General features: G+C 37.1%; 24 protein-coding genes. 11 read left to right on the top strand and 13 right to left on the bottom strand.

Annotated features, from left to right (window positions below):
* The first annotated feature begins 297 nt into the window (after positions 1–297).
* Positions 298–828: a hypothetical protein gene (locus LB452_RS03415; RefSeq protein ID WP_224460319.1), complete on the top strand. Its 531-nt coding sequence runs from the start codon at positions 298–300 to the stop codon at positions 826–828.
* A complete protein-coding gene (locus LB452_RS03410) occupies positions 825–2,186 on the top strand; it encodes a DUF5723 family protein (RefSeq protein WP_224460318.1) in 1,362 nt (453 codons plus the stop codon). Before LB452_RS03415 ends, LB452_RS03410 begins: the two co-directional genes overlap by 4 nt.
* Here LB452_RS03410 and LB452_RS03405 read toward each other — a convergent pair.
* The 8 genes from LB452_RS03405 to LB452_RS03370 form a co-directional block, all read right to left on the bottom strand.
* A complete protein-coding gene (locus tag LB452_RS03405; protein WP_224460317.1) occupies positions 2,183–2,671 on the bottom strand; it encodes a UpxY family transcription antiterminator in 489 nt (162 codons plus the stop codon). The two genes, LB452_RS03410 and LB452_RS03405, sit on opposite strands and share 4 nt — an antisense overlap.
* 33 nt (positions 2,672–2,704) lie before the next feature.
* Positions 2,705–3,472: a DUF3108 domain-containing protein gene (locus LB452_RS03400; RefSeq protein ID WP_224460316.1), complete on the bottom strand. Its 768-nt coding sequence runs from the start codon at positions 3,470–3,472 to the stop codon at positions 2,705–2,707.
* A 145-nt stretch (positions 3,473–3,617) separates the two neighbouring features.
* Positions 3,618–4,757: a 4-hydroxyphenylpyruvate dioxygenase gene (gene hppD, locus LB452_RS03395; protein ID WP_224460315.1), complete on the bottom strand. Its 1,140-nt coding sequence runs from the start codon at positions 4,755–4,757 to the stop codon at positions 3,618–3,620.
* Between the two features lie 214 nt (positions 4,758–4,971).
* Positions 4,972–6,138, bottom strand: coding sequence for a homogentisate 1,2-dioxygenase (locus LB452_RS03390; RefSeq protein ID WP_224460314.1), 1,167 nt, complete (start codon positions 6,136–6,138; stop codon positions 4,972–4,974).
* 104 nt (positions 6,139–6,242) lie between these two features.
* A complete protein-coding gene (locus LB452_RS03385; RefSeq protein ID WP_224460313.1) occupies positions 6,243–8,486 on the bottom strand; it encodes a patatin-like phospholipase family protein in 2,244 nt (747 codons plus the stop codon).
* Positions 8,476–10,281, bottom strand: coding sequence for an excinuclease ABC subunit UvrC (gene uvrC / locus LB452_RS03380; protein WP_224460312.1), 1,806 nt, complete (start codon positions 10,279–10,281; stop codon positions 8,476–8,478). Before uvrC ends, LB452_RS03385 begins: the two co-directional genes overlap by 11 nt.
* Before the next feature lie 170 nt (positions 10,282–10,451).
* Entirely contained in the window at positions 10,452–11,555 is a 1,104-nt protein-coding gene (alr, locus tag LB452_RS03375; protein ID WP_224460311.1) for an alanine racemase, read from the bottom strand.
* Complete coding sequence (locus LB452_RS03370) at positions 11,555–12,196, bottom strand: thymidine kinase (protein ID WP_224460310.1); 642 nt, start codon at positions 12,194–12,196, stop codon at positions 11,555–11,557. Before LB452_RS03370 ends, alr begins: the two co-directional genes overlap by 1 nt.
* A gap of 100 nt (positions 12,197–12,296) precedes the next feature.
* Between LB452_RS03370 and LB452_RS03365 the strand changes: the two genes are divergently transcribed.
* Positions 12,297–13,253 carry a hypothetical protein gene (locus LB452_RS03365; RefSeq protein ID WP_224460309.1) on the top strand — a complete coding sequence of 319 codons (957 nt, stop codon included), beginning with the start codon at positions 12,297–12,299 and terminating at the stop codon, positions 13,251–13,253.
* A 2-nt stretch (positions 13,254–13,255) separates the two neighbouring features.
* Positions 13,256–13,927: a 16S rRNA (cytidine(1402)-2'-O)-methyltransferase gene (rsmI, locus tag LB452_RS03360; protein WP_224460308.1), complete on the top strand. Its 672-nt coding sequence runs from the start codon at positions 13,256–13,258 to the stop codon at positions 13,925–13,927.
* A gap of 245 nt (positions 13,928–14,172) precedes the next feature.
* Here the strand turns inward: rsmI and pyk are convergent, their stop codons facing one another.
* The 5 genes from pyk to LB452_RS03335 form a co-directional block, all read right to left on the bottom strand.
* Positions 14,173–15,603, bottom strand: coding sequence for a pyruvate kinase (gene pyk / locus LB452_RS03355; protein ID WP_224460307.1), 1,431 nt, complete (start codon positions 15,601–15,603; stop codon positions 14,173–14,175).
* Entirely contained in the window at positions 15,603–16,085 is a 483-nt protein-coding gene (locus LB452_RS03350) for an IPExxxVDY family protein (RefSeq protein WP_224460306.1), read from the bottom strand. The genes pyk and LB452_RS03350 overlap by 1 nt, the downstream gene beginning before the upstream one ends.
* Before the next feature lie 135 nt (positions 16,086–16,220).
* On the bottom strand, positions 16,221–16,958 hold the full coding sequence (rnc, locus tag LB452_RS03345; RefSeq protein WP_224460305.1) for a ribonuclease III: 738 nt from the start codon (positions 16,956–16,958) through the stop codon (positions 16,221–16,223).
* A 14-nt stretch (positions 16,959–16,972) separates the two neighbouring features.
* Positions 16,973–18,226 (bottom strand): beta-ketoacyl-ACP synthase II, encoded by a 1,254-nt coding sequence (gene fabF, locus LB452_RS03340; RefSeq protein WP_224460304.1) that lies wholly within the window; start codon positions 18,224–18,226, stop codon positions 16,973–16,975.
* A 13-nt stretch (positions 18,227–18,239) separates the two neighbouring features.
* Positions 18,240–18,476: an acyl carrier protein gene (locus tag LB452_RS03335; protein WP_093364943.1), complete on the bottom strand. Its 237-nt coding sequence runs from the start codon at positions 18,474–18,476 to the stop codon at positions 18,240–18,242.
* A 154-nt stretch (positions 18,477–18,630) separates the two neighbouring features.
* Here LB452_RS03335 and purN point away from each other — a divergent pair, with 154 nt between their 5' ends.
* The 7 genes from purN to wecC all read left to right on the top strand — a co-directional run bounded on the left by purN (position 18,631) and on the right by wecC (position 26,743).
* A complete protein-coding gene (gene purN, locus LB452_RS03330; protein WP_224460303.1) occupies positions 18,631–19,218 on the top strand; it encodes a phosphoribosylglycinamide formyltransferase in 588 nt (195 codons plus the stop codon).
* A 3-nt stretch (positions 19,219–19,221) separates the two neighbouring features.
* A complete protein-coding gene (locus LB452_RS03325; RefSeq protein ID WP_224460302.1) occupies positions 19,222–19,842 on the top strand; it encodes a ribonuclease H1 domain-containing protein in 621 nt (206 codons plus the stop codon).
* A gap of 571 nt (positions 19,843–20,413) precedes the next feature.
* Positions 20,414–21,337 (top strand): PfkB family carbohydrate kinase, encoded by a 924-nt coding sequence (locus tag LB452_RS03320; protein ID WP_224460301.1) that lies wholly within the window; start codon positions 20,414–20,416, stop codon positions 21,335–21,337.
* A 45-nt stretch (positions 21,338–21,382) separates the two neighbouring features.
* Entirely contained in the window at positions 21,383–23,284 is a 1,902-nt protein-coding gene (locus LB452_RS03315; RefSeq protein WP_224460300.1) for an amidophosphoribosyltransferase, read from the top strand.
* Positions 23,285–23,352: 68 nt separating this feature from the next.
* Positions 23,353–24,324 carry a hypothetical protein gene (locus LB452_RS03310; RefSeq protein WP_224460299.1) on the top strand — a complete coding sequence of 324 codons (972 nt, stop codon included), beginning with the start codon at positions 23,353–23,355 and terminating at the stop codon, positions 24,322–24,324.
* Between the two features lie 68 nt (positions 24,325–24,392).
* Entirely contained in the window at positions 24,393–25,529 is a 1,137-nt protein-coding gene (gene wecB / locus LB452_RS03305) for a non-hydrolyzing UDP-N-acetylglucosamine 2-epimerase (protein WP_224460298.1), read from the top strand.
* On the top strand, positions 25,526–26,743 hold the full coding sequence (wecC, locus tag LB452_RS03300; protein ID WP_224460297.1) for a UDP-N-acetyl-D-mannosamine dehydrogenase: 1,218 nt from the start codon (positions 25,526–25,528) through the stop codon (positions 26,741–26,743). Before wecB ends, wecC begins: the two co-directional genes overlap by 4 nt.
* Positions 26,744–26,762 lie beyond the last annotated feature (19 nt).

Below are 26,762 nucleotides of genomic sequence, written 5' to 3'. Positions count from 1 at the left end.
AGGTCTGGCAAAGCGACCAAAAGAAGCTCTTGCTAAGCCTATATTTTTTTGGCTTTTCTGAACTGGCTTGAAGCGAATAGCTCGCCCCTCCCCAAAACTTTGGAGAGGGGCACGCCCAAAAAAGTGTTTAATGTATTGAACTGCAATAGGATATATTTCGTAAATTAATCAAACTATTGTTAAAGCGATTAGTAAAAAAACAATTATTATATATCTATATTGCTGCAATTTTTGTTTATTCGCCGTCGTTTATCAATTGCCACCTAGGGTAGACTTAATTTGATTTGTTTAACTACTATGAAGTATTTTATTATAATTTGTTTATTTTATTTAAGCTGTACGGATGATAGACCTTTAGATACAGATGATTTTGAAGCTAAACCTTCTTTTGAAACCAATGTCTTTCAAACTCAGTATTCAGCGGAATCAATCAACATCGGAAATGATTCTATTCCGGTTCCGAACACTATTCATGATTTTATTGATGTTGATTTTCTGAACTCACAGTTCAATGCTGATTATCTAGAAAGTCTAAAGTTTACAGTTTTGGCAGAAAACAGTATTAATCAAAGACAAACTTTAGATTTTGTTTTTTTTGATGTTAATGATGTAGAAACTTTTAGAGTGACAGAGCCAATTCCAGCAGGATCAATAGGGAATCCAACTCTTAAAGAGTTCTTTGTAGATCTCAACCCTCAAGAAATAGAAATTATCACCTCTAGTGTAAGAGCCGAGTTTTTTATAAATCAACCATCTCAAGCCACTAATTCTGGTACTATGCAGTTGGAATGTATTGTGGAAGGCGGTTATTTATTTACAGGAGAATGAGGTATTTACTAGTGATTGTTTTATGGGTGGTTTCTAACTCCTTGTGGGGTCAAAATAAGCATTTGCTTTACAACCAAACTCACAATCCGCAGTCTTTGATGTTAAATCCTGGAGCAGCTTACGAAAAAACAAATTTCCATGTAGGAGTTCCAGGACTTTCAAACATTTATGCTTCAGCCGGAAATACGATTTTCAACGTAGATACTTTTTTTAATAACAATGATTTTAATTCTAATGTTGCTTTGGCAATTAATAGGATTTCACCTAAGGATTTTGTGGCGTTCAATCAAAAGCTGGATCTCATCAATTTTGGCTTTAGATATAACGACCGTTATTACTCAGCTGGAGTGTATCAAGAAAGTGATGGAGTTTCGAATTTTCCAAAAGATTTGATGGAGCTGGCTTATTTTGGTAATGCTGGGCTAAGCAGAAGTTATGATATCGGTCAGATCAACTTTAGAGCGAATCTTCAGACTGTTTTTCACTTCGGCATCAATGAGCAGGTTAATGAAGATTTACACCTGGGTGCAAGGGCAAAGCTATATACCTCCAGCGTTAATATAAGATCTGTAAGAAATACTGGACAGTTTATCTCCAGACAAGCAAGCGATGGATTATTGCTTGAGCAAAGCATTAGCAATCTGAATTTAAGGTTTGATAGTACTGGACTTGAAGATGCAGATGAATTGTCAACAGGAAATATCCTTATCGGGTCTAATTTCGGTTTAGGATTGGACTTTGGTTTATCTTATTTTTTTGATGACCAATGGGAATTTACAGGAAGTATTCTGGATTTGGGTTTTATCAGATTTAATAAAAACACAAGAAGAGATGTGTCTCGTGGTTTTTTTGAATACGACGGACTTGGCATTCAATTCCCAAATTTCGCAGTTGGAGATGACCTTATAACCTATTACCAGAATCTTGGAGATGACATTGAACAAGATCTTCCAACTGAAACCACAACCGATGCTTATACTTACGTTCAACCTACTAAACTAAATGCAGGCTTGAGCTATAATTTTGGAGGAGAAGGCGGTTGGTGCGAGTGCAGAGTCAACTCACGCGGAAAGCGTGCTGGTAATCAAACCTTGAGTTTACATGGGTTTAGCATGGTGAGCGCTGGAAATTTTTTCTACAGCATCACGGGGATGTATGAAAGAAGTTTTTGGAAAACAATTTATGCGAAAGTAAGTTTAGGGATAGACCAATTCAATAGGCCAAACTACGGAGCTGGGTTAGCTCTGGATGTCTGGAAAATCAATCTTTTTGTGAATGTAGATCGCCTCAATCACTTTAGTAATATTTATAATGCGGAGGCCTTGACTTACCAATTTGGTCTCAACTTAAAATTTTAATTTCTCTTGAATTTAACCACATAGCCCAAATTTTCCAAAACGATCCAGCATTCCTGATCGTTCACAAACTGGACTGTGCCCTGGATGTGTTCAAAACCTAATGAAGTCATATCCAGCTTCTCTCCTGGTTTCAGTTTTTCCAGGCCTTGACTCTCAAATTGGCTATCTTCTATCATAGATCTTAGGCTTTCCACTTCTTCAGTAGTAACCCTGGCGGGTCTGCCAAGCCAATACAGATAACGAACCGCATGTTTTCTATTAAAAACTCTATCTCTTTCTTCGTCTTTGATATTCACCAATATCATCGAAGGTAATAGGGGAGTTTCCACTTTCTTTTTTCGATCACTCCACTGCTTGATTTCAACCCGAGTAGGGCAATAAGCCTGAATACCATCGCCGAGAAGCTGCTCTGCAAGTTTTTTTTCGGACCTTGGTTTGGTGTATAATACGAACCAGTGTGATTGTGCTTTGGGAGGAGATATCATAAAAAACTAATTATCCAAATATTACAGATTGCATCAATCTCTAACGGTCCTAAAAGGATATTTTAAACCTTCGAATTCGTCTAGCTCAGCTACAAGAGAGCCAACGGCCAGTTCTGCCTCAATCTTAATAGGTATTTTATTCTGATCTGCCGTTACCCAAAAGGTAAGGCTTTCACTTTCTTCGAAAACACGGTCTGCCATAACATAAGGTCTGAATTTCAGACAAGCAACATACCCAAATTTGGTTTCCAGGGTTTCGTAACCTAAAAATTTTGTTTTAAAATCATAGTTCTCATCATCGAAGAACATATTGAGGTAAAATTCTTGACCGATTTTCAGATCATCTGTATCTATGGTGTTTCTGAGTTTATAAAACGCAGAAAGCATATCTTGTGTTTTGGGTTTTATGTCAAAAGAATTTGTAGTACTGTGCTTGAAGTCAACGACTTTTACTCGGTTGTTCTTGTGATTGAAAAACAATTCTTTGTGTTTCTTGTACCCCCCCTCATTAATATCTCTTATGAATTTTAGTGGTTCACCTTCTTGGGTTGTGATATACGTTTCATATCGATCTCTCACCTTGAAGAATAAGTCCAATAAACCTACACTTTTCCCATTACCAATGATATGAAAGACATCTTCATCATTTAGTTTAGCCTTTTTGATTTCAAGGCTTGCCTTGCTGGTATTGAACCAGCCATATTTGATTCTGAAGTTGAGCAGCTCTCCTTCTTTAAATGCAGATTGAGTAAACCCTGCAAAGGTTAAAAAGCAAAATAAAAGGCTGAGGGTAAGTTTCATAAATGCATAACGTTTGTTCAAATGTCAATATTATCAATTAACATGCCTTTATTTTATGAGGATTTTATAATAAAAGTTTTACCAAAGTATAAGAGCTTTAGCGTACAACTAAAGCTCTTTTTAATTCAAATTGAAACAAATATTATTAAAGCGTTCCTCTTAAGGTTTGCTCTCGTTCAATGGCTTCAAAAAGCGCTTTGAAGTTCCCCTTTCCAAAAGATTGTGCTCCTTTTCTTTGTATAATTTCAAAAAACATGGTCGGTCTGTCCAGAACAGGTTTGGTAAAAATTTGAAGCAAATACCCTTCATCATCGCTGTCTATAAGGATACCAAGCTCTTTAAGCGGAGCTAAATCCTCATCGATTTCCCCAACACGATCCAGAACGGTATCGTAGTAGGTTTCAGGAATATTTAGAAATTCAACACCCCGCCGTTGCAATTCGCTCACTGTTTCAATAATATTATCTGTTGCTACCGCAATGTGTTGAACTCCTGCGCCATTGTAAAAATCGATGTATTCTTCAATCTGAGATTTCTTTTTCCCTTCAGCTGGTTCGTTGATGGGGAATTTGATGCGGCCATTACCGTTGCTCATCACTTTACTCATCAGCGCCGTATATTCCGTAGAAATATCCTTATCATCAAACGAAAGCAGTTGTGCAAATCCCATGACATCGGCATAGAAGTCTACCCACTTGTTCATTTCATTCCAGCCTACATTTCCAACCATATGGTCGATGTATTTTAGGCCGACCCCTTTAGTTTTGTAGTTCTTAGTCCAAGCTTTATAACCTGGCAAAAACGGTCCGGCATAATCCTTTCGCTCTATAAATAAATGAATGGTTTCACCGTAAGTATGTATTCCGGAAATTACGGCTTTCCCATTATCATCTTCAATCGTGTAAGGTTCAGCATAAGGTTTGGCACCGCGTTTTACGGTTTCCTCAAAACTCTTGGTCGCATCATCTACCCAGAGCGAGACAAATTTCACTCCGTCACCATGCTCACTGATATGTCGGTTCAGGTCGCCGCACTGACTCATTGGACTGGTGAGCACCAAACGTATTTTTCCTTGCTGCAACACATAGGACGTGGTGTCTTTTTTACCGGTTTCGAGACCTGCATAAGCCACAGGTTGGAATCCCCATGCCGTCTGATAATAATAGGCAGCTTGTTTAGCATTTCCTACATAAAGTTCAACGAAATCAGTTCCCAGAATCGGTAAGAAATCTTCTGCTTTCGCATTTACCTTAGGTAATTTTTGGCTGGTAGTATCTGTACTCATGGTGTTATGTTTTTTTAATTCAATATTTATTTTCTGGGCGTTACCCCTCCCCAACGCTTTGGGGATGAAGGTCGGGCTTTTGTTACAAGTTTCTTCCTCTAGTTTTACAAGTCTACTGCTGTCCTTTGGCTTCTTCCAGTCGCCAAGTCCTGCAAGACTTCCTTCACTAGATAAAGAAAGCTTTCCACGACAATCCCTAACGCGGGCTTACTCGCTAGTGGTTGTCCTCTAGCCAGGATTTATGATAGCTGTCATCAGCAATGGCCATACCTTCTTCTGTTATCTTTAAAGGTTTGAAGGTGTCCACCATTACTGCTAGTTCTTCCGTTTTCGTTTGACCAATACTACGCTCTACTGCACCAGGATGAGGTCCGTGAGGAATTCCTGCCGGATGCAGAGAAATATGTCCTGCTTCAATATCATTTCTGCTCATAAAATCACCGTCGACATAATATAAGACTTCATCGCTATCGATATTACTGTGGTTATAAGGCGCAGGGATGCTTTCCGGATGATAATCAAATAATCTCGGACAGAACGAACACACCACAAAAGCATCAGTCTCAAAAGTCTGATGTACAGGAGGTGGCTGGTGAATTCTACCAGTAATCGGTTCAAAATCATGAATCGAAAACGCATAAGGATAATTATAGCCGTCATAACCCACCACATCAAAGGGGTGTGTGGCATACACCATATCAAACAACTGATTCTCTTTTTTCACTTTGATCAAGAATTCACCCTTTTCATCATTGGTTTCCAGTTCATAAGGTTGTCTCAAATCTCGTTCACAGTAAGGCGCATGCTCCAGCAATTGTCCGAAGTGATTTCGGTAGCGCTTTGGCGTGTAGATAGGTCTTCTGGATTCTACAATAAACAAGCGATTATCTTCAGTTTCAAAATCGATTTTATAGATAACCCCTCTTGGAATGAGCAAATAGTCTCCGTATTCAAAATCCAGATTACCCAGATGTGTTCTCAATTTCCCTTTCCCTCTGTGGATGAAAAGCAATTCATCAGCATCCGCATTTTTATAAAAGTAATCTTTGGACGATTCCATGGGTGCAGCCAGAATAATGCTTACATCGGAGTTATGTAAAACGGTGGTCCTACTGTTTAAATAATCGGGTTGAGGTATGGTTTTAAATCCGTGAAATTTGTAGGATTTTAAATTGGTATTTACCGCAATTTTTGGGGTAACATCTTTATGTCCAAGAATTTCTTTGACTTGGGTGGGATGATGTTCGTGATAACTATTGGTTGACATGCCGTCAAAACCAATGGTTCCGAACAGCTGCTCACGATAAAGACAACCATCGGGTTTTTTAAAGATGGTGTGTCTTTTATGTGGAATCTTACCAAGTTTGTGGTAGAAAGGCATAATTTTTACGATTTAATCAAATATCGTGAAAATTGATGTAAACTGAAATATTTAGAATAAATATCTAAACAATTGTTATAGGAGTTTAAATTTTCAACCTCACATCAAAACCAGTAACCAATACTTATAAACCAAATGCTATCGTTGGTTTCTGGAGAGTATGAGTATTTTAAATCTACCGGGCCAAGTATGGTTTGAGAGCCAATTCCAACTCCGTAACCAGAAAAGTCTGGTGTGCTGAGCCAGTTTCCATTGGAGAGTAAATCGTCTTCAACGTTGGCATAATTGGCGGTAAAAATAAGGTGATTTTTTTTATAAAAATTATAATCGAGTTGCAATACACCTTTAATATAAGAGTTGGCTGAAAGCGTGAAAAAATCGTAACCCAAGAAATGGGAGAAATTATTGATGGTTTGATTTCCAAATCCGCCTAAGAAAAAATTAAGCCCAGCCAGATCTTCATTTCCTGTTCTAAATCCCAATTCTGAGCTGATAAAAGCAGAAAGCCTATTGGAAATAGGATGGGCGTAAGCAGCTTCTCCTTTTGCAATGGCAAATTCAGAATAATCGTCAAAAAGCGGGAAATAGATGTTTAACTGTCCAGAAAAGAAATGGCCGGAGCGAGGATAAAACTTATCATCCATAGTATCTACTTTTACATATCCATAGGTGCTGAACAGGTTATTTTTTTCAATAATAGTTTCAGTTTCGTTCATTACAGGGTCTTCAATGAATGTTTCAGTGGTGGCCTCCAAAAATTTATATTCCGCACCTAATCCGAATTTAAAATCCTTGGTCAGGAAGGTTTCAGCAAAAATCTGATTGGTAAAGTCATCATTTTTTAACCTCACTTGATTCAAATTCAAAGGATTTTGAGAGCCTATATTTTGTTGTATAAACTCAAAATTGACATCATCTTCAAATTGATTGAATCTTGAGGAAACTCCAATACTCCAGTAGCGGCCCTTATCTATATAGTAGTTAAAATTATACCTAAGGTTATCTCCAATAATCAAATCTAGGGAAGCAACATCGTTGGTGAAAAACAAGCTCTTCTGCGTTAGATTTGCCAAAAAACTTGTTTTGTATAGCTGATCATAATGAACACCGAACTTTAATTGGGTATTTTGATCACTCTCGTAAATTTGTAAGGTTAAGTCTTTGTAGCCATCATTATCGGTGAGTGAGTAATTGATTTTTTCGAAGCTTCCTGTAGCGGATAAATTGTTGAGCCCCGCATTTAATTCCTTGAAACTAGTTTCTTCAAAAGATTCAATTTTTAGTTTACCCCGGATATAATTTCTTGGAAAAGTTTCATTTCCTACGATATCAATATTGCCAATAGAAATACTGTCCTTTACGTTTACAGAGGGGCGGTATGTTTTTCTGTTTTGAGCATCAGCGACATTCTTGAGAGACTCAAATTTTTCTGTTGCTGCGATTTCTCCATTCTCAATTATTTTTTCTCCCTCATCAAAAGATAGCACTGTAAATTTTTTGATATCTGGCTTGATATAGATGTCAGTTTTTAGGCTTTTTTCTTCAGCGGCTCTAATTGTTCTGAAATTATTTACTTGAGCCAAAATTTCAAATCCACTTTTCAAATTCTCTCTTTTTCTTAAGTCATCCTGGACATCTACTCCTATAATGATATCCATTCCTTTAGCTCGAATTTCTTCTACAGGGAAATTGTTGAGTACACCACCGTCTGTTAGCATAGCGCCATCGATATAAACAGGACTAAACAATGTTGGGATAGCGCCACTGGCAGAAAGTGAAGTTGCGAGATCACCCTGTTCCATAACGACTTGTTCTCCAGTTTCTACATTGGTAGCTACGCATAAAAAAGGAATAGGAAGCTGAGAAAAATCGTCTTGTTTCACATGAGATAAGAGCTGAGCATAGAGGTTGTAAATATTTTGCCCTCTGGATAATCCTGATGGAAAATTAATTTTGAAATCGTCAAAAGGAAGTTTGAGGACATAACGTTCCGAGTCATTTCTTTCATTAAAACTTTTAGATTTACGAGGTAAGTTATCTTGAATCAAAGCGCTAAATTCTGTCTCCTTAAAAATTGAGTCCAGCTGATGCGTTGTGTATCCTGATGCGTAAAGTCCGCCAACAATAGCTCCCATACTTGTCCCGCCAATATAATCTATTTTTATTCCAGCTTCTTCAATAACCTTTAAAACCCCTATATGAGCTAGACCTTTAGCCCCACCCCCACTTAATACCAAGCCTACTTTGATATCTTTTCCAGACTTTTTGAGACTGTCAAGTCTGTTTAGATCCAAATTCTGACTCCAAATGAATACAGGAAAAAGCAGTAGTAAAATGTTAAGTTTCATTTTGATCGTTGTGGTAAAATTTATAAACAAGATTAGCCTTAGAGATTCCAATAACATCTTCTAGTTCTTTTAAACTCGCTTTTTTCACTTTTGTTATAGATCTGAAATGTTGAAGCAATTCTATGGATGTTTTTTCTCCAATTCCTGCAATTTCTTCCAGTTCTGTACCAATTGCACTTTTACTCCTTTTATTTCTGTGAAATGTAATGCCAAACCTGTGAGCTTCGTTCCTCAACTGTTGAATGATCTTCAAAGTTTCTGTTTTTTTATCCAAATACAATGGATACTGATCGCCAGGATAAAACAACTCTTCGAGTCGTTTGGCAATGCCAATAATTGGTACCTTACCTCTTAAGCCAAGGCGTTCCAAAGCTGTAACGCCAGAGGACAATTGCCCTTTGCCACCATCTACAATGACGAGTTGCGGTAGGGGTTCATCTTCTTCCAGCAAACGCCTATACCGTCTATAAACGACTTCTTCCATGGAGGCAAAATCATCGGGCCCTTCGACGGTTTTGATATTGAATTTTCTATAGTCTTTCTTACTAGGTTTGCCGTTTTTGAAAACCACACAAGCCGCAACTGGATTGGAACCTTGGATGTTTGAATTGTCAAAACACTCGATATGTCTAGGTTCTTCGTTGAGTCGCAAGTCCTCCTTCATTTGAGCCATGAGGCGATTGGTATGCCGGTCGGGGTCTACAATTTTCATTTGCTTGAAGCGTTCCATGCGGAAGTACTTGGCATTTCGTGTAGAAAGGTCTACAATCGCCTTTTTATCTCCTAGTTTTGGAACTGTAACTCTTACGTTTTCTCCTGCTTCTACTTCAAAGGGAACATAGATTTCTGGAGATTTGGACTCGAAGCGTTGTCTTATTTCCGTGATGCCAAGTTCTAATAATTCCAAATCGCTTTCATCCAGTTTTTTCTTCATTTCAATGGTATGCGAACGAATAATCGCTCCGTGAGAAAGTTGCATAAAATTGACATAGCCATAACCTTCATCACTCACAACCGAAAAGACATCTACATTGCTAATCTTTGGATTGACTACAGTAGATTTAGACTGGTACTTTTCTAGAGTAGTGATTTTACGCTTTACTTTTTCTGCTTCCTCAAACCTCATCTCCTCAGCCAAATTGCTCATTTGGTCTCTAAAGTCTTTAAGCGAATCTTTTAAGTTTCCTTTGACGATATTCCGTATCGCTTGAATTTGTTGAAGGTATTCTTCTTCGTCCTGAAGGTCTTCGCAAGGACCTTTGCAATTGCCAAGGTGGTATTCCAGGCAAACTTTATATTTACCTTGCTCAATTTTAGTTTTTGATAAATCGTAATTACAGGTTCTGAGTTGATAAAGACCTTTGATCAAACCCATAAGTGTTTTTACAGTTCGTATACTTGGATAAGGTCCATAATATTCGCTTCCGTCTTTGATGACTTGTCGGGTAAGAAAAACCCGGGGGAATCGTTCGTTCTTGATGCACAACCAGGGATACGTCTTGTCGTCCCTCAACATAATGTTGAATCGCGGCTGCAGTTTTTTGATGAGGTTATTTTCCAGCAACAGGGCATCCATCTCAGAATCCACAACGATGTGTTTGATGTTTTTGATCTTCTTCACCATCACGCCAATACGATGACTATCGTGCTCTCTGTTGAAGTACGAAGAAACCCTTTTCTTTAAATTCTTGGCCTTGCCTACATATAAAATCCTGTCGTCTTTATCATAATATTGATAAACCCCAGGTTGTTCTGGGAGGGTTTTTACTTGTATATCTAGTTCTGTAGTTTCCATAAATTGATCTCACTACAAAGTTAATCGATATGCTTGAAGTAAGAGAAAATTTAGCAGAATGAAATGACTAACTTCATAATCTATAATTTCTGAAACTGAAATAACCTAATCGACGCGGACTCCCAGGTTAGTGTGTGAATAATTGATCTTGAAATACCAGATTTGAAATTTTAAACCAACACCCTCGTCACCCGTTGAGAAATTCTGGTAATCACTTCGTAGGGGATGGTTTGTTGTTCTATATCAAAATCAATCACTGTGTTGTTTTTGCCAAAAACTTCTACTTCATCGCCTTCTTTACAGTCTATGCCTGTCACGTCTACCATCAAGGTATCCATACACACGTTGCCTATAATTGGTGCTTTTTTTCCATTGACCAGAACACGGGCTTTGCCATTTCCAAAAATTCTGGAAATTCCATCGGCATAGCCCAGAGGTAGTGTAGCGATTTTGGTGGTGTGTTCTGCTTTAAACTTTCTTTCATAACCTACGCTTTCCCCTTTTTCAATAGTTCTTAATTGAGCGATCACCGTTTTTAAACTGGCTACAGCTTTTAATAGTTTGTGTTCAGTTGGGTTATTGCCATAGCCGTATAAAGCAATGCCAGCACGAACCATGTCAAATTCAGCTTCTGGAAAATTCAGAATCCCACTGGAATTACAGATGTGACAAAGGAAATTATATTCTAAATGAGTTTCAAAAAAAGTTTTGGCTTCTGTAAATTTATTAATCTGAGCTTTGGTAAATTCAATTTCATTTGTATTTCCTGAGGCTGCCAGGTGCGAAAAAACTCCTGCAACTTTAATTTTAGGCTCCACCTCTAAATGGTTCAAGATTGAATCCAATTCAGTTAATTCAAATCCTAACCGATTCAATCCCGTGTTAATTTTTAAATGAATTCCGATCTCATTTACTTCATGATGAGGTAATTCTTTACAAAGTCCTTCCAAAAAGCGATGTGTATAAACACTTGGAGTCAGTTGATAATCAATTAAATTATGAATTTCCTCGAGTTGAGGATAAAACACCAAAATAGGCACCTGAACTCCAGCTTCTCTCAATCGAACACCTTCTTCAATGTAGGCGACAGCCAAATGTTCTGCACCCAGTTTTACCAACTGTTTTCCAATAATTATAGAATCCGTTCCATAAGCGAAAGCCTTTACGACTCCCATCATTTTGGTCTTTGGACTCAGATTACTTTTCAGAAAATTGAAATTGTACTCCAAAGCCTTGAGGTCAATTTCCAGGCGGGTTTCTAGAACTTTGGACATTATTCAGCTTTTTTTTGTTGGGTCAATTCTTCAGGATCTTCAACGTCGATATGCTTTATTTTTTCCTTAAGCATAGCCTTGAAGTAAGCAGCTCTGCTCAAGGGTTCGTACTCATCAGTTTCACCCAATAAAACCAGGTCCTCTTTGGTAGATTTTCTGAAACTGTATTGCGCCAGATTCCCGGTTCGAGTACAAACGGCGTGGACTTTAGTCACATATTCTGCGGTAGCCATCAAATTGGGCATGGGTCCAAAGGGATTTCCTTTAAAATCCATATCCAATCCAGCAACAATTACCCTCACACCTCTATTGGCCAGGTCGTTGCAAACCGATATGATTTCATCATCAAAAAATTGAGCTTCATCAATGCCTACCACATCGCAACTGTCTGCAAGCAGCCTGATGTTGGCAGCTGCAGGAACTGGTGTGGACCGAATGGAGTTTTCGTCATGAGAAACCACTTCTTCGTCGTGATATCTTCTATCTATTTGAGGTTTAAAGATTTCAACTTTTTGTTTAGCAAATTTTGCGCGCTTAAGCCTTCGGATCAATTCTTCCGTTTTTCCAGAAAACATACTTCCGCAGATCACTTCGATCCAGCCAAATTGCTCTTTATGATTAACAGTGTTTTCGAGAAACATTTTGTAATTTAGGGCGTTAATAAATAGTTTTCACTACAAATAATCAAGGCTAAAATTAGCAAAAAATATAGGGCCTTTAAAAAAGAAAATCACAAATGTTATGAAGAGAGTTTTAGAGGATGAGCTGATAAGTCTGGCAGAGCGAATTCTAAAATTAAAGAATAGAGCAGACATCCATCAATTGAAAAAAGAAACAGGTATTCTTTATGAAAAGTTGAGCATTTTGGCGTTTGCTGAATTGCATTTTGGTGGTTTGAAATCTGAAGTTTCTAAAACTGAATTTAAAGAAGCTTTTGAACAGCAATTTAGCGATATTGATGAGGAAAGTGGTCATTACAAGTCACCCGATGGGATGGATTACAATCCTGATCCTATATCAGAACCCAATACTGAAAAAATCAAGGACATTGTTTCACAAATGCCTGCAGAATCTGAGCAAGTAGATTTGCTTTTAGCAGAATTCCAAAAACTTACTGGAAGTTCGAAATTTAGTTCTGAAACAAACCAGTCAAAAAGAGATAAGACAAGTTCAGAAGAAGATCAACAGTCACCGGATTCTGAGGCTGAAGAGGATAAACCAACTTCAAATAAACTTTATCCCACCGAAGACGACTTCAATAATTACGGGGTTCATTTTGACGATTTGCCCGATTTTGAACCAAAACCTGAAGAGCAAACGACTTCCGATCCTTCAAAACAGGAATACCCGAAGAAAGATCCAGAAGTCCCTAAAGAAGAACCAAAATCTACGCCGCCGGAACCTGAAGAAATTACATCCAACCTAAATTCTAGCCATTCCGAAAAGCGGTCTCTAAATGACAAATTGAAGAAAGGCATAAAAATAGGACTTAACGATAGAATTGCATTTACAAATCATTTATTTGGAGGGAGTACAGACGATTACAACCGCGTACTTTCTCAACTCAATACCATGTCTTCTTTTTCTGAAGTTGAATCTTTTATTCAAAACCAAGTGAAACCCGATTATAATCACTGGGCAGGTAAAGAAGCAACGGAAGCCAGGTTTATGGAGATTGTAGAACGCAAATTCGAGTAAGCATGTCAAAATTAATTTTGGTGCCAACACCCATTGGCAACCTTGCAGACATGACTTATAGAGCTGTTGAGGTCCTAAAATCTGTTGATGTTATCCTTGCTGAAGATACTCGCGTCAGTGGTATTTTGCTCAAACATTACGGCATTGAAACGCCTATGCAAAGCTACCACATGCATAATGAACACGGGATGACAGATTCTGTCGTGAAGCAAATTAAAAACGGTCGGGAAATGGCAATTATAACCGATGCGGGCACTCCAGGTATTTCTGATCCTGGATTTTTACTTGTTAGAGCTTGTGTTGCTCAGGACATCAAGATTGAATGTCTGCCTGGAGCAACAGCTTTCGTTCCTGCTCTGGTCAATAGTGGATTACCGAATGATAAGTTTGTGTTTGAAGGTTTTTTGCCAGCCAAAAAGGGCAGACAAAAACGTTTAAAAGCCCTTGCTGAAGAAGATAGAACGATTATTTTTTATGAATCTCCTTATAAAATACCAAAAACGCTTCAACAATTGATCGAACATTTTGGAGCTGATCGACAAGTTTCAATTTCCAGGGAGATTTCAAAACTCTATGAAGAAACCATTCGTGGTTCGTTGACAGAAGTCATAGCCCATTTTGAAGAGAAAAAACCAAAAGGGGAATTTGTCATCGTATTGGCGGGTAAGAGTTGATAAATCTAAAATTTTGAGATTCTTCAAGTTGTTTATCATCTCTAGGGAAATGCAGTAACAAGAGTTTTTTTTTGATACATTAGGTGTAAGATTCCTCAGTTGCTTAAAAAGTTCCTTCAGAAGGATATAGTGTATAGCCCCATAAGTTAGAGAAGACTTCAATTTTTTAGGCATAAAAAGCCCTGAAAAGTAACTTGTTTAAAAGCAATTTACATTTTCAGGGCTGTATCCTATGGCTTTAAAAATTAATTGATTTCTGAAACTCTTAAAGTGTTCACCATACCCTTATCTTCAATTGGCATTGCAGCCAGGTTGATGGTAAAGTCACCTTTTTCAACATATTTCATAGCTTTCGCAATAGAGTTGATATCATCGATGGTGACATCTGTACTTTCAAATTTATCGTAATAAAACGCACGAACTCCCCATAATAGACTCAATTGAGTTAAAATTCTTTTGTTGGAGGTGAAGGCTAAAATATGAGAATCTGGTCTCCATGCTGAAATTTGAAATGCAGTGTACCCACTATTTGTTAAGGTACAAATTGCACTAGCGTCAATTTCATTCGCCATAAAAGCAGCGTGGTAACAAACAGATTTTGTAATATACCGTTTAGTCTGAATTTGTGGAGCTTCACGTGGAACCCGTATAAGTGGTGAATTTTCAACACTTTTCAGGATCTGAGCCATTTTCTGGATAACTTGTACTGGATATTTTCCCACTGAAGTTTCTCCAGATAGCATCACAGCATCGGCACCATCCATCACAGAGTTAGCAACATCATTTACCTCCGCTCTTGTTGGCGTTAGGCTATCAATCATAGTTTCCATCATTTGTGTAGCTATAATGACAGGAATTCTTGCCTGCTTTGCTTTTAGGACCAGTTGTTTTTGAATTAATGGAACTTCGTGTGCAGGAACCTCAACACCCAAGTCACCACGGGCTACCATTATTCCATCGCAGTAAGCTATAATTTTATCTATATTCTTGACTCCTTCAGGCTTTTCAATTTTAGATATAATAGGAATTTTATGCTCGCTATGCTTTTTAATTATTTTCTGAAGTTGCTTTAGATCACTTGCAAATCTTACAAAAGATAAAGCAATCCAGTCCACTTGAAGTTCACAGGCAAAAATTGCATCCTCTACATCTTTCTCTGTCAATGCAGGTAATGAGATATTGGTATTAGGAAGATTAACTCCTTTCCTGGACTTTAGAGGTCCTCCTTGTACCACTTTAGTTTTGACTTCACTTTTACGATCAGTGTTGATAACTTCGAAAATCAGTTTACCATCGTCAAGTAATATGCGTTCACCAGCTTTTACATCTTGTGGAAAAGTATCGTAGTTCATGAACACACGTGTTTTTGTCCCTTCAAACTCTTCTCCTGTAGCAAAAACAATTTCATCTCCCGGTTCTACGATCACTTCATCTTTCATGACTCCAACACGAAGTTTAGGACCTTGTAAATCTCCAAGAATACCAGCGTTATAGCCATACTCTTCATTAAGGTCACGAATCATTTTCACACGTTCTTTCACACCTTCGTGGTCAGCGTGTGAAAAGTTGATTCTAAAAATATTTACTCCGGCATCTAGCATGTCTTTCAGGACTTCTTTTTTGCTAGTTGAAGGGCCTAGTGTGGAAACTATTTTTGTTTTTTTTGTTGCTTTCATTAGTCTAAAATTAAGTGTTCAGGGTGTTTTTGTGCACTGTTATCTATGGTATATATCATAGATATTTGGTGCAGTTTTATCAGTTTATCTATGATGAGTTGAGGGTTGAAAATATCAAGCTCATCTTCTATTTTTAAAAGGTAATCTACTTGTTTGTAGTCTTTTAATAAGAATTCAGTTTTTATAAAATCGTCAGTACCAAATAAATTTTCAGCTGCTTTAAATTCTTGCTCAATGCTTACTTTATTACAGATTAAATGAGATTTGGTGTCCCAATCTTCATTATAATAATCGAAAACAGGAAAACCTACGACCTGTCCGTTTATTTTGAGATCCAGATCATATTCCATTCTTTTAAAATTTGTCTTTAGAATGGTATTTATAAGGTAAGCCAATTTGTGAGGTTCTTGTTGGGAATGAATGCCAATAAGTTTAAAATCACAAATTTCAAAATCAGATAAACTGAATTTCTTTTTTTTCATGATCAAAATTTACAAAAATTGCCTTCATTTACGACAGAACCAATTGTAAATATATGAAACAAAACAAGATGCATCAACTCTTAGCTTGCTTAATGCTGGACTTGACATCAAGAAAACGTTTTCGTGGAAAGTATTTTAGATATTAATGTGGTTTTGAAATGTAAAATATGCTCTTTGTGAAGCTTTTTCTTCAGCACGTTTTTTTGAAGTTTCCCTTGCTTTTCCGGAAATTTCATTGTTGATGAATAATTTTACAGCAAAATGCTTCTCTTCATCTTTTCCGAAATCATCTTCGATCACAAATTCAAACGGAAATTTATTTTTCTGGCACCATTCTATCATCAGGCTTTTATAGCTGACGATGCGTTTTTCTAGTTTAGCTAGATCTACATCTTCCTGAATTACTTTTTTATAAATGAAGTTCTCGCAGGCTTTGAAGCCTTTGTCTACATAAATAGCTCCTATAAGTGCTTCAAATAGGTTACCATTGATGTTTTTACCTAGCCTTTCAGCTGAGATTTCCGAAAGGATCAAGTCTGTAAGATTAAAACTTTCACCTAACAGGTTAAGATGTTTACGGCTTACAATTTTTGAACGCATTTTGGTAAGATAGCCTTCATCGCCATGAGGAGCGTTTTCAAAAAGGTAGGTAGAAATCACTGCACCAAGGATTGAATCTCCGAGAAATTCTAAACGTTCATAGCTTATTATTTGTCCTTCTGCATCTTTAGCCTTCAAAGATGTATGTGTAAAAGCCTGCTTGTAAATCGATAAGTTACTGGGCTTAACTTTTACAATCTTCTGGATTTTTTGAAAAAAAATCCCGTCTCTGCGAGAACGGGATTCGTTTAGTATATGTTTTAAAAATTTCATTCAAAATAAATAAACTACTCCTCCATCTTTTTGAACGCTACACAGGCATTGTGCCCTCCGAAACCAAACGTGTTGCTCATGGCAACTTTGATTTCTCTTTTTTGAGGTTTGTTCAATGTCAGGTTAAGTTCTGAATCAATATTCTCATCTGCAGTCTCATGATTGATTGTTGGTGGAACCAAGCTATTCTGCATGGCAAGAATAGAAGCGATAGCTTCTACTGCTCCTGCAGCGCCAAGTAAATGACCAGTCATGGATTTTGTAGAATTAATATTGATGTTTTTAGCATGTTCACCAAAAACTTGTTTAATCGCTTTCAATTCTGCCACATCGCCAAGAGGAGTAGAAGTACCATGTGTATTTATAGTATCTACATCTTCAGGTTTGAGTCCAGAATTTTCCAGACAATTTTTCATCACAGCGATGACACCAATCCCTTCAGGATGTGGAGCTGTCATGTGATACGCATCAGAGGACATCCCTCCTCCAATGACTTCAGCATAAATCTTTGCTCCTCTTGCTTTGGCATGCTCATATTCTTCAAGAATCAGAGCGCCTCCACCTTCACCAAGAACGAAACCATCTCTATTCGCATCGAAAGGTCTGGATGCTTTTTCCGGGTCATCATTTCTTGTGGAAAGCGCATGCATGGAATTAAATCCACCCATACCAGCTTGTGTTACTGCTGCTTCACTTCCTCCGGTAACCATGATATCGCTGTATCCCAACCTTATGTAGTTGAGAGCGTCTATCATAGCATTGGCTGAGGAGGCACATGCAGAAACCGTTGCATAATTAGGGCCCATAAATCCATGTTTGATGGAAATGTTTCCAGGAGCAATGTCTGCAATCATTTTTGGAATGAAGAAAGGGTTGAAACGTGGTGTTCCATCTCCTTTAGCAAAGTCAATAACTTCATTTTGGAAAGTCTCAAGTCCACCAATTCCGGCACCCCATATGACACCGACACGATATTTATCGACGACATTAAGATCTACACCTGAATCCAGGATGGCCTCATCTGAAGCTACCAAAGCATATTGTGCAAACCTGTCGAGCCGTCTCACTTCTTTTCTGTCGAAGTAATCGTTGGCATTAAAATTTTTTATTTCACAAGCGAATTTGGTTTTGAACAGGCTAGTATCAAAATAGGTGATAGGCGCTGCTCCACTTTTACCGTGTATTAGGCTATCCCAGTATTCTGATATATTATTTCCGATAGGTGTAAGTGCACCTAATCCAGTAACTACAACTCGCTTTAATTCCATGAAATAAGACTGTTTATTTTTTAGCTTCTTCTATGTAAGAGACAGCTTGACCAACTGTAGAAATGTTCTCTGCTTGGTCATCAGGTATTTGAATATCAAATTCTTTTTCGAATTCCATGATAAGCTCAACTGTATCCAAAGAATCTGCTCCCAAATCGTTTGTAAAGCTTGCTTCTGTAACAACTTCGTTTTCGTCAACGCCTAACTTATCAACGATAATGGCTTTTACTCTTGATGCAATGTCTGACATGATTGTATTTTTTTATGTTTAAATTCAGTGCGCAAAAATATAAAACTTTAGTTTAAAACAAGTTTTTAAGCTGAAAATGTGTTTAAATTTACATAATAATATTTTATAAATTAGTTTTGAAATTGCTTATATTTCAAATTCAACATTAAGTAAAATGGAAGATTCAAATTTAAATTCAAAAAAAAAGATTGTTGTTTTTGCCTCAGGTAATGGGACAAACGCTGTAAATATATATCATTATTTCAGAAATAATAAAAATATTGAGGTCTCTCATATATTCTCTAATAATAAAAAATCTAAAGTTTTACGAAGGGCACACGACCTTGGTATTAAGTGTGTTCATTTTGAAAAAGAGGACTTATACGATTCCCCATCTCTTATAAATGTTATAAAAGATATTAATCCCAGTATTATAGCATTTGCAGGCTTCCTGTTGAAAGTTCCTGAGTCTTTTTTAGCTGCCTTTCCAAAACAAATAATAAATATTCATCCTTCTTTACTCCCTAAATATGGTGGTGAAGGCATGTATGGAGAGCGGGTTTTCAGAAAGACATTAAAGAATAGAGATAAAGAAAGTGGAATCACTATACATTATGTCAATGAAGAGTATGACGAAGGCGAAATTATTGCCCAGATCAAACTAGAACTGGATAATGATGAAGACCTTAACTCTCTGGAAGAAAAAATTCATAGCCTAGAATATGAGCACTATCCCAAAGTGATTGAAAAGCTGTTGACTTAATTTATGGCCAAATCCTCTAAGTATTATGTCGTATGGGAAGGTTATGAACCAGGAATCTATTCCTCTTGGAATGAGTGTAAACTGAAAATCCAGAACTATCCTAATGCCAAATACAAATCTTTCTCAAGCCAGGAAGTGGCCAAAGATGCTTACGCAATGGGTTTTTTTGGCTATCAAAAACAAAAAAAACTAACTTCCACATCTTTTTCTACAGAAGGCATCGAATGGAAATCTATTGCTGTAGATGCTGCATCGAGTGGTAATCCGGGCAAAATGGAATACAGAGGGGTGGTCACCAAAACGAAACGGGTCTTATTTCATATGGGCCCTTTTCCAAATGGCACTAATAATATAGGAGAGTTTTTGGCCTTAGTTCATGGCTTAGCTTTCTTGAAAGACAAGAAAAGTGAATTACCCATTTATACTGACTCCAAAATTGCCATGTCCTGGATCCGACAGAAAAAATGCAAGACCAAGCTTAATAAGAATTCAAAAAATGAAAAACTATTTGAATTGATCAAAAGAGCTGAAATCTGGCTTTCAAAAAACACCTTTAAAAACCCTATTCTGAAATGGGAAACCAAAAGCTGGGGAGAAATTCCTGCTGATTTTGGGAGAAAGTAAACTTTTCTGTGAGCTATCTCAGGCTCTAAACAGGTTGAAATCCTAAGTCTATGTGACCTGCTTTAATAGTAAAATCTAGTCTAATATACTTAAGGGTGTTCCATTAATCGGTTTTGAAAACAAAAGACTAGACAGATATCGTTTTAACTGCTTTATAAACTATTTAAAGTAACCAGAACCTCTGACATGAACTTCAACATGTGCAAACTATTAAATCTAAAGCTTGGTTTTAAATTTCAACCTCTCTGTCTTCTTAAATAATGTACATTACTTTTTAAATTAATGTACATTAATAATTTTTTAATCTACTTTAAATTAAAAGGACCATTTGTTAAGCTCCAAATTTGAAGCCCTTAAAAGCAGGACATCTTCTTCTGGTATTTACAAATGGTTTTGTGGATAAAAAAACAAAAGTCTTCAATTAAAAAGTTTCTTTTCAAGAAGTATAAAATCAAATTCCGCTAAGTCTTTATATGGTTTTTACTTATTGATTTTTATAGGCTTTGAAATAAAACCTTCAGCCGATTAAATTCTTATAGAAAGCCTATATTTGCAAAAAATTTCGATAGATATGAGCAAATTATTGATTGTAGGAACTGTGGCTTTTGATGCTATTGAAACGCCCTTCGGAAAAACAGATAAAATTCTTGGTGGCGCAGGGACTTACATCGCTTTAAGTGCTTCTCAATTTGACGTGGAATCTGGAATAGTTTCAGTTGTTGGAGATGATTTTCCTCAGGAGTATTTGGATTTGCTTACCGATAGAAATGTGAATTTAGAAGGCTTAGAAATAGTAAAAGGTGGCAAGACTTTTTTCTGGAGTGGCCGTTACCATAACGATATGAATTCCAGAGACACTCTGGACACGCAATTGAACGTGCTAGCAGAATTTAGTCCTGTTGTACCAAAAGACTATATCAATTCTGATATCGTGATGCTCGGAAACTTGCATCCCGCTGTTCAGTTAAGTGTGATTGACCAGGTTGAAAATCCAAAATTAATTGTATTGGATACCATGAATTTCTGGATGGATTCAGAATTGGATTTACTAAAGCAGGTGATTGCTAAAGTGGATGTCATTACGATTAACGATGAAGAAGCGAGACAGCTTTCTGGTGAATATTCGCTAGTTAAGGCAGCCAGAAAAATAAGAGATATGGGGCCAGACTATGTGGTCATAAAGAAAGGAGAACACGGCGCTTTGTTGTTCCACAACGAAGAAATGTTTTTTGCACCAGCGCTTCCGCTTGAAGAAGTATTTGATCCAACCGGAGCTGGAGATACCTTTGCAGGTGGATTTGTAGGTTACCTAGCGAATACTAAAGACACTTCTTTTGAAAATATGAAAAATGCTGTGATTTACGGATCCAATCTGGCATCGTTCTGTGTTGAAAAATTTGGGACTGAAAAAATGCTTGAATTGGATAAAGACGAAGTCGACCAGCGCTTAGAAAGTTTTCAAGCTCTAACTCAATTTGAAATAAATTTAGCTTAACACTTACTACCCTGAAATTTCAGGGCATTTTTATAGGATACACCAATGAGTGAATTGATCAAACACGAATGTGGCATCGCCACTTTAAGACTTCTAAAACCCCTTTCTTATTATAAGGAGAAGTATGGTAGTGCCTTTTATGGCATTAACAAAATGTATTTGATGATGGAGAAGCAGCACAATCGAGGGCAGGATGGTGCTGGTTTGGCTAGTGTAAAGCTAGATGTGAAGCCTGGAAATCGATACATCAGTAGAATCCGTTCCAACGAAGCGCAGCCCATTCAGGATATTTTTGCTCAGGTGAATGAAAGAATTAATCGTGAGCTTAAGGAGCACCCCGAGATTTTAGAAGATATTGACAATGAAAAAATTAAGCTTCCCTATTTAGGTGAGGTGTTTTTGGGTCACGTGCGTTACGGAACCTTTGGTAAAAACAGCATAGAAAGTGTACATCCCTTTCTAAGACAAAACAACTGGATGCACCGAAACTTAATTGTGGCTGGTAACTTCAATATGACCAACGTCAATGAGTTATTCCAAAATCTGGTAGAGCTAGGTCAGCATCCCAAGGAGAAAGCTGATACGGTGACAGTGATGGAAAAAATTGGCCACTTCCTGGATTCTGAAGTTGGTAAGCTTTATAAGAAACTAAAAAGCGAGGGTTACAATAAAAAAGAAGCTTCTCCTCATATAGTTGAACAGCTGAAAGTACACAAAATACTAAGAAAATCTTCTAAAGACTGGGATGGCGGGTACGTTATTGCAGGAATGCTCGGTCATGGAGATTCTTTTGTACTAAGAGATCCCAATGGTATAAGGCCTGCTTATTATTATAAAGATGATGAGGTCGTGGTAGTGGCTTCTGAACGTCCTGTGATACAGACGGCCTTCAACGTCGCTTACGAAGATGTCCATGAGCTGATGCCTGGTGAAGCGATCATTACCAAGAAAGACGGTTCTGTTCATTTCAAAACCATACTTAAACCAAGAGAACGTAAAGCCTGTTCTTTCGAACGTATTTATTTTTCCAGAGGCAGCGATGCTGAAATTTATAAAGAGCGTAAAAACCTCGGTCGCTTACTGATGCCGGATGTGCTGAAAACTATCGATTATGACACCATGAATTCTGTATTCTCCTTCATTCCGAACACGGCTGAAACTTCATTTTACGGGATGGTAGAAGCCGCACAGGACGAATTAAACCGACAGAAAAATCAGGCGATACTAAAAGAAAAAGAAGGCTTAACCGATGAGCGGCTTTCAGATATTCTCAGTCTGAGATTGCGAACAGAGAAAATCGCAGTCAAAGATGTAAAGTTGCGAACCTTTATCGCGGAAGATAGCAGTAGGGATGATTTGGTGGCTCACGTTTACGATGTGACTTACGGTGTTGTAAAAACTACTGATAATTTGGTCGTGATCGATGATAGCATTGTTCGTGGCACGACCCTAAAGAAGAGTATTTTAAAAATGCTGGATCGTCTAAATCCCAAAAAAATCATCATTGTGTCTTCAGCGCCACAGATCCGTTATCCGGATTGCTACGGGATAGATATGGCAAAACTGGAAGATTTTGTGGCCTTTCAAGCAACAGTTTCCCTTCTAAAGGAGCGTGGTATTTATAAGGAAACGGTAGATGCGATCTATGATAAATGTAAAGACCAATCTGAATTTGCTCATCAGGCGGAACAAAACCACGTCAAGGCGATGTATGAGCCTTTTACTTACGAAGAAGTCTCCGATCGCATTGCTCAGCTTCTAAGCGATGAGAGCATCTCTTCAGAAGTAAAAGTTATTTATCAAACTGTAGATAAACTCCATGAAGCCTGCCCCAAAAATCTGGGTGACTGGTACTTTACAGGAGACTACCCAACACAAGGAGGCAATAAGGTAGTTAATAAGGCGTTTATGAACTTTTACGAAGGTAAAAACGACAGGGCGTATTAAAATTTAGTTTTAACTTTCCTAGTTCCTCTTTTTAAATATATTTGCACACAAATTTATGATCAACTGTTATGAGTGACCAATCCTCCCAAAACGACGAAATTGATTTAAGTGTAGTTTTTGATAAAATAAAATCAATTTTCAAATCCATTTTAATTGGGCTTGTCCAAATCTTTCAATTTTTTTGGAATCATAAGTTTAGACTTTTGATAGTTTTAATTATAGGCATAGGAATTCAGTTGATGTTTTCAACGCAGGTAGATAAAATTTATAAAAATGAATTTTTAGTTAAAACCAATTTTGGAAGTACTGAGTATTTGTACAGCAAAGCAGAAGCTATCAATCAAAAGATAAAGGATAAAGACACTGTTTTTTTAAGCAGTATTTTTGGTGATGAATACGAAAGGATTGAAGAAGTAAGGGTTGATCCAGTTGTAGATATTTATTCTCTAGTTAATAGGTCACAAGAGAATAAAGAAATATTTGAACTTTTATTGGATGAATATGATGACATTTCCTTTATAGGAAATGCAATTAATAGGGGTGAATATCCAACTCATAAAATATCATTACTTGTGAATGGAGTTTCACTTAATAAAGTGCTATCATTAGAATTATACAATTACTTGACTAATAATCCTTATTATAATGATTTAAAACAATTAGCCTTAAACAGCTATGAAGAGCAATTGAAGCAAAATAAATCTATAAGATCTCAGATTGATAGTATTATTAAAGATCAAAAAGACATTGGTGTTTTTCCTAAAACAAATGATAATGCAATCAATTTTACAGGAAGCCAAAATCTCAGAGAATTATTAAGCCAAAAGCAAGAGCTTTTAGATAATGATCTTAGATTAAAGAATAACCTATCTACTAATGATCAAGTGTTGAAAATTGTTGACTCTAATTTTGGAGTATTAAGTGAAGAGGATAATCGTTCTAATTTAATTATTCCAGCATCTCTTTTGTTCATATATACTTTGTTTTTCTTTTTTAGATTTTTGAAAATAAATATATTAAAGGTTATTAAGGAAAGTTAAATAATTTTTTTTATGTACTTTATTTGGTTTGGCTGACAAATCAAAAAATAATCTTTAAATATAATTATATGATTAAAGTTAGAAATCTCATAATTTTCGGTACTCGTCCTGAAGCTATTAAGATGGCACCATTGGTGAAAGCTTTTGAAGGTAAACAGAATTCTTTTGAAACTAAGGTTTGTATTACCGCTCAGCACAGAGAAATGCTGGATCAAGTACTCGATTTTTTCAAAATCAAACCAGATTTTGATTTGGATTTAATGAAAGCCAATCAAAATTTATATACGCTAACTGCAGATATACTGACTTCATTAAAGCCTGTTTTAGAAGAGTTTAAGCCAGACTATGTTTACGTGCATGGAGATACGACTACAACCATGGCAGCGAGTATTGCTGCTTTCTATTCCGGGGCAAAAGTGTGTCATGTAGAAGCAGGCTTAAGAACCTTCAATAAGCGCTCCCCTTTTCCTGAAGAAATCAACAGATCTGTGACAGGCCGTATAGCAGATTACCATTTTTCACCTACCCAGACTTCGAAAGAAAATTTATTAAGGGAAAATATAGATGATGACACTGTTCTAGTCACTGGAAATACGGTCATCGATGCGCTGAAGTATAGTAATGCAAGAGTTAATTCTTCAGAATATACCGACGAGGAAATAGAATCTTTGAAACCTCTTTTAGAGTCCAATAAAAAGTTAATTCTAGTCACAGGACATAGACGAGAAAATCATGGTCAAGGGTTTATAGATATCTGTAGTGCTTTAAAAGAAATAGTGGGAACAAATGAGGATGTGCAAATTATCTATCCCGTTCATCTCAATCCGAATGTGAAAAAACCAGTTTTTGACATTTTAGGCGATGTGCCGAATATCTCGTTAATAAATCCTTTATCCTATCCTGCTTTTATTTGGCTTATGAGCCAGTCTCATATTATTATTACGGATAGTGGAGGAGTGCAGGAAGAAGCGCCTAGCCTTGGCAAACCTGTTTTGGTTATGCGTGACACTACAGAACGTCCAGAAGCTGTCGATGCTGGGACAGTTTTGTTGGTTGGAACTGACAAAGAAAAAATAGTTTCTGAAACTAATAAGTTATTAAGCGACGATCTTTTCTATAATAAAATGAGCTTACTACATAATCCCTATGGGGATGGCTTAGCTTGCGATAAAATTGTAAACTTTATAAAAAAACTTCCTCAATGATATCAGAACCAAAAGTTGTCATGATAGGGCTAGGTTATATCGGTCTTCCCACAGCAGCTCTTATCGCTCAAAATAAAACCTATGTCCATGGTGTTGACATTAACGCTGATGTAGTAGAAACCATAAACAAAGGCAAAGTTCATATCGTAGAGCCAGACCTCGAGAAGGCTGTTTCTGATGCCGTTTCAGAAGGCTTTCTTCAAGCAGATACTAAACCTGTACAGGCCAATACCTATCTGATAGTTGTACCGACACCTTTTAAAGCCAAAAACGAACCTGATATATCCTTTGTAGAGGCAGCAACAAAATCTATAATCCCTTTATTGAAAGAAGGCGATCTATATATCATTGAATCGACCTCACCTATCGGGACCACTGAAAAGATGGTAGATTTCATCTATCAGGAGCGGCCTGAACTTAAAGGCAAGCTTAATGCCGCCTATTGCCCCGAACGTGTTTTACCCGGGAATGTAATGCATGAGTTAGTTCATAACGATAGGGTAATTGGAGGGGTTGATGAAAAATCTACAGAGAAAGCCATAGAATTTTATAAAGAATTTATTAAAGGTGATTTACACAGAACCAATGCACGAACGGCTGAAATGTGCAAGTTGGTAGAAAATTCCTCTCGCGATGTACAAATTGCCTTTGCGAATGAACTATCTCTGATTTGTGACAAAGCCAATATCAATGTATGGGAACTCATCAAGCTGGCCAATAAACACCCTAGAGTAAACATCTTACAGCCCGGCTGTGGAGTAGGTGGCCATTGTATAGCAGTGGATCCTTATTTTATTGTAGCGGATTATCCTATGGAATCTAAAATTATAGGAGCTGCCAGAGAGATTAATAATTATAAATCATTTTGGTGTGCAGAGAAAGTCCAAACCGCAAAGCTAGAATTCGAACTAAAACACGGACGAAAGCCAAGCATTGCCATTATGGGCTTGGCGTTTAAGCCCAATATAGATGACCTGAGAGAGTCACCAGCTAAATACATTGCTCAAAAAGTCTTACAAAATGCCAACAACGAAGAATATTTTATCGTTGAGCCTAATATAAAGTCACATAAGATTTTTAAACTGACTAATTATCGAACGGCTGCAGATAAAGCCGATATAGTTGTTTTTCTTGTGGCACACAACGAGTTTAAGAATCTAGAACTTAAAAATAAAGTAATATTAGATTTTTGTGGTGTATTGAATGGTAAATAAGACTACAATATAAAATTGG

This window comes from Psychroflexus longus, from assembly GCF_020164595.1.
In the GTDB taxonomy this organism is placed as follows: Bacteria; Bacteroidota; Bacteroidia; order Flavobacteriales; family Flavobacteriaceae; genus Psychroflexus; species Psychroflexus longus.
Note: the sequence above shows the minus strand (reverse complement) of the source record. Positions and strands in the feature narration are given on the sequence as shown.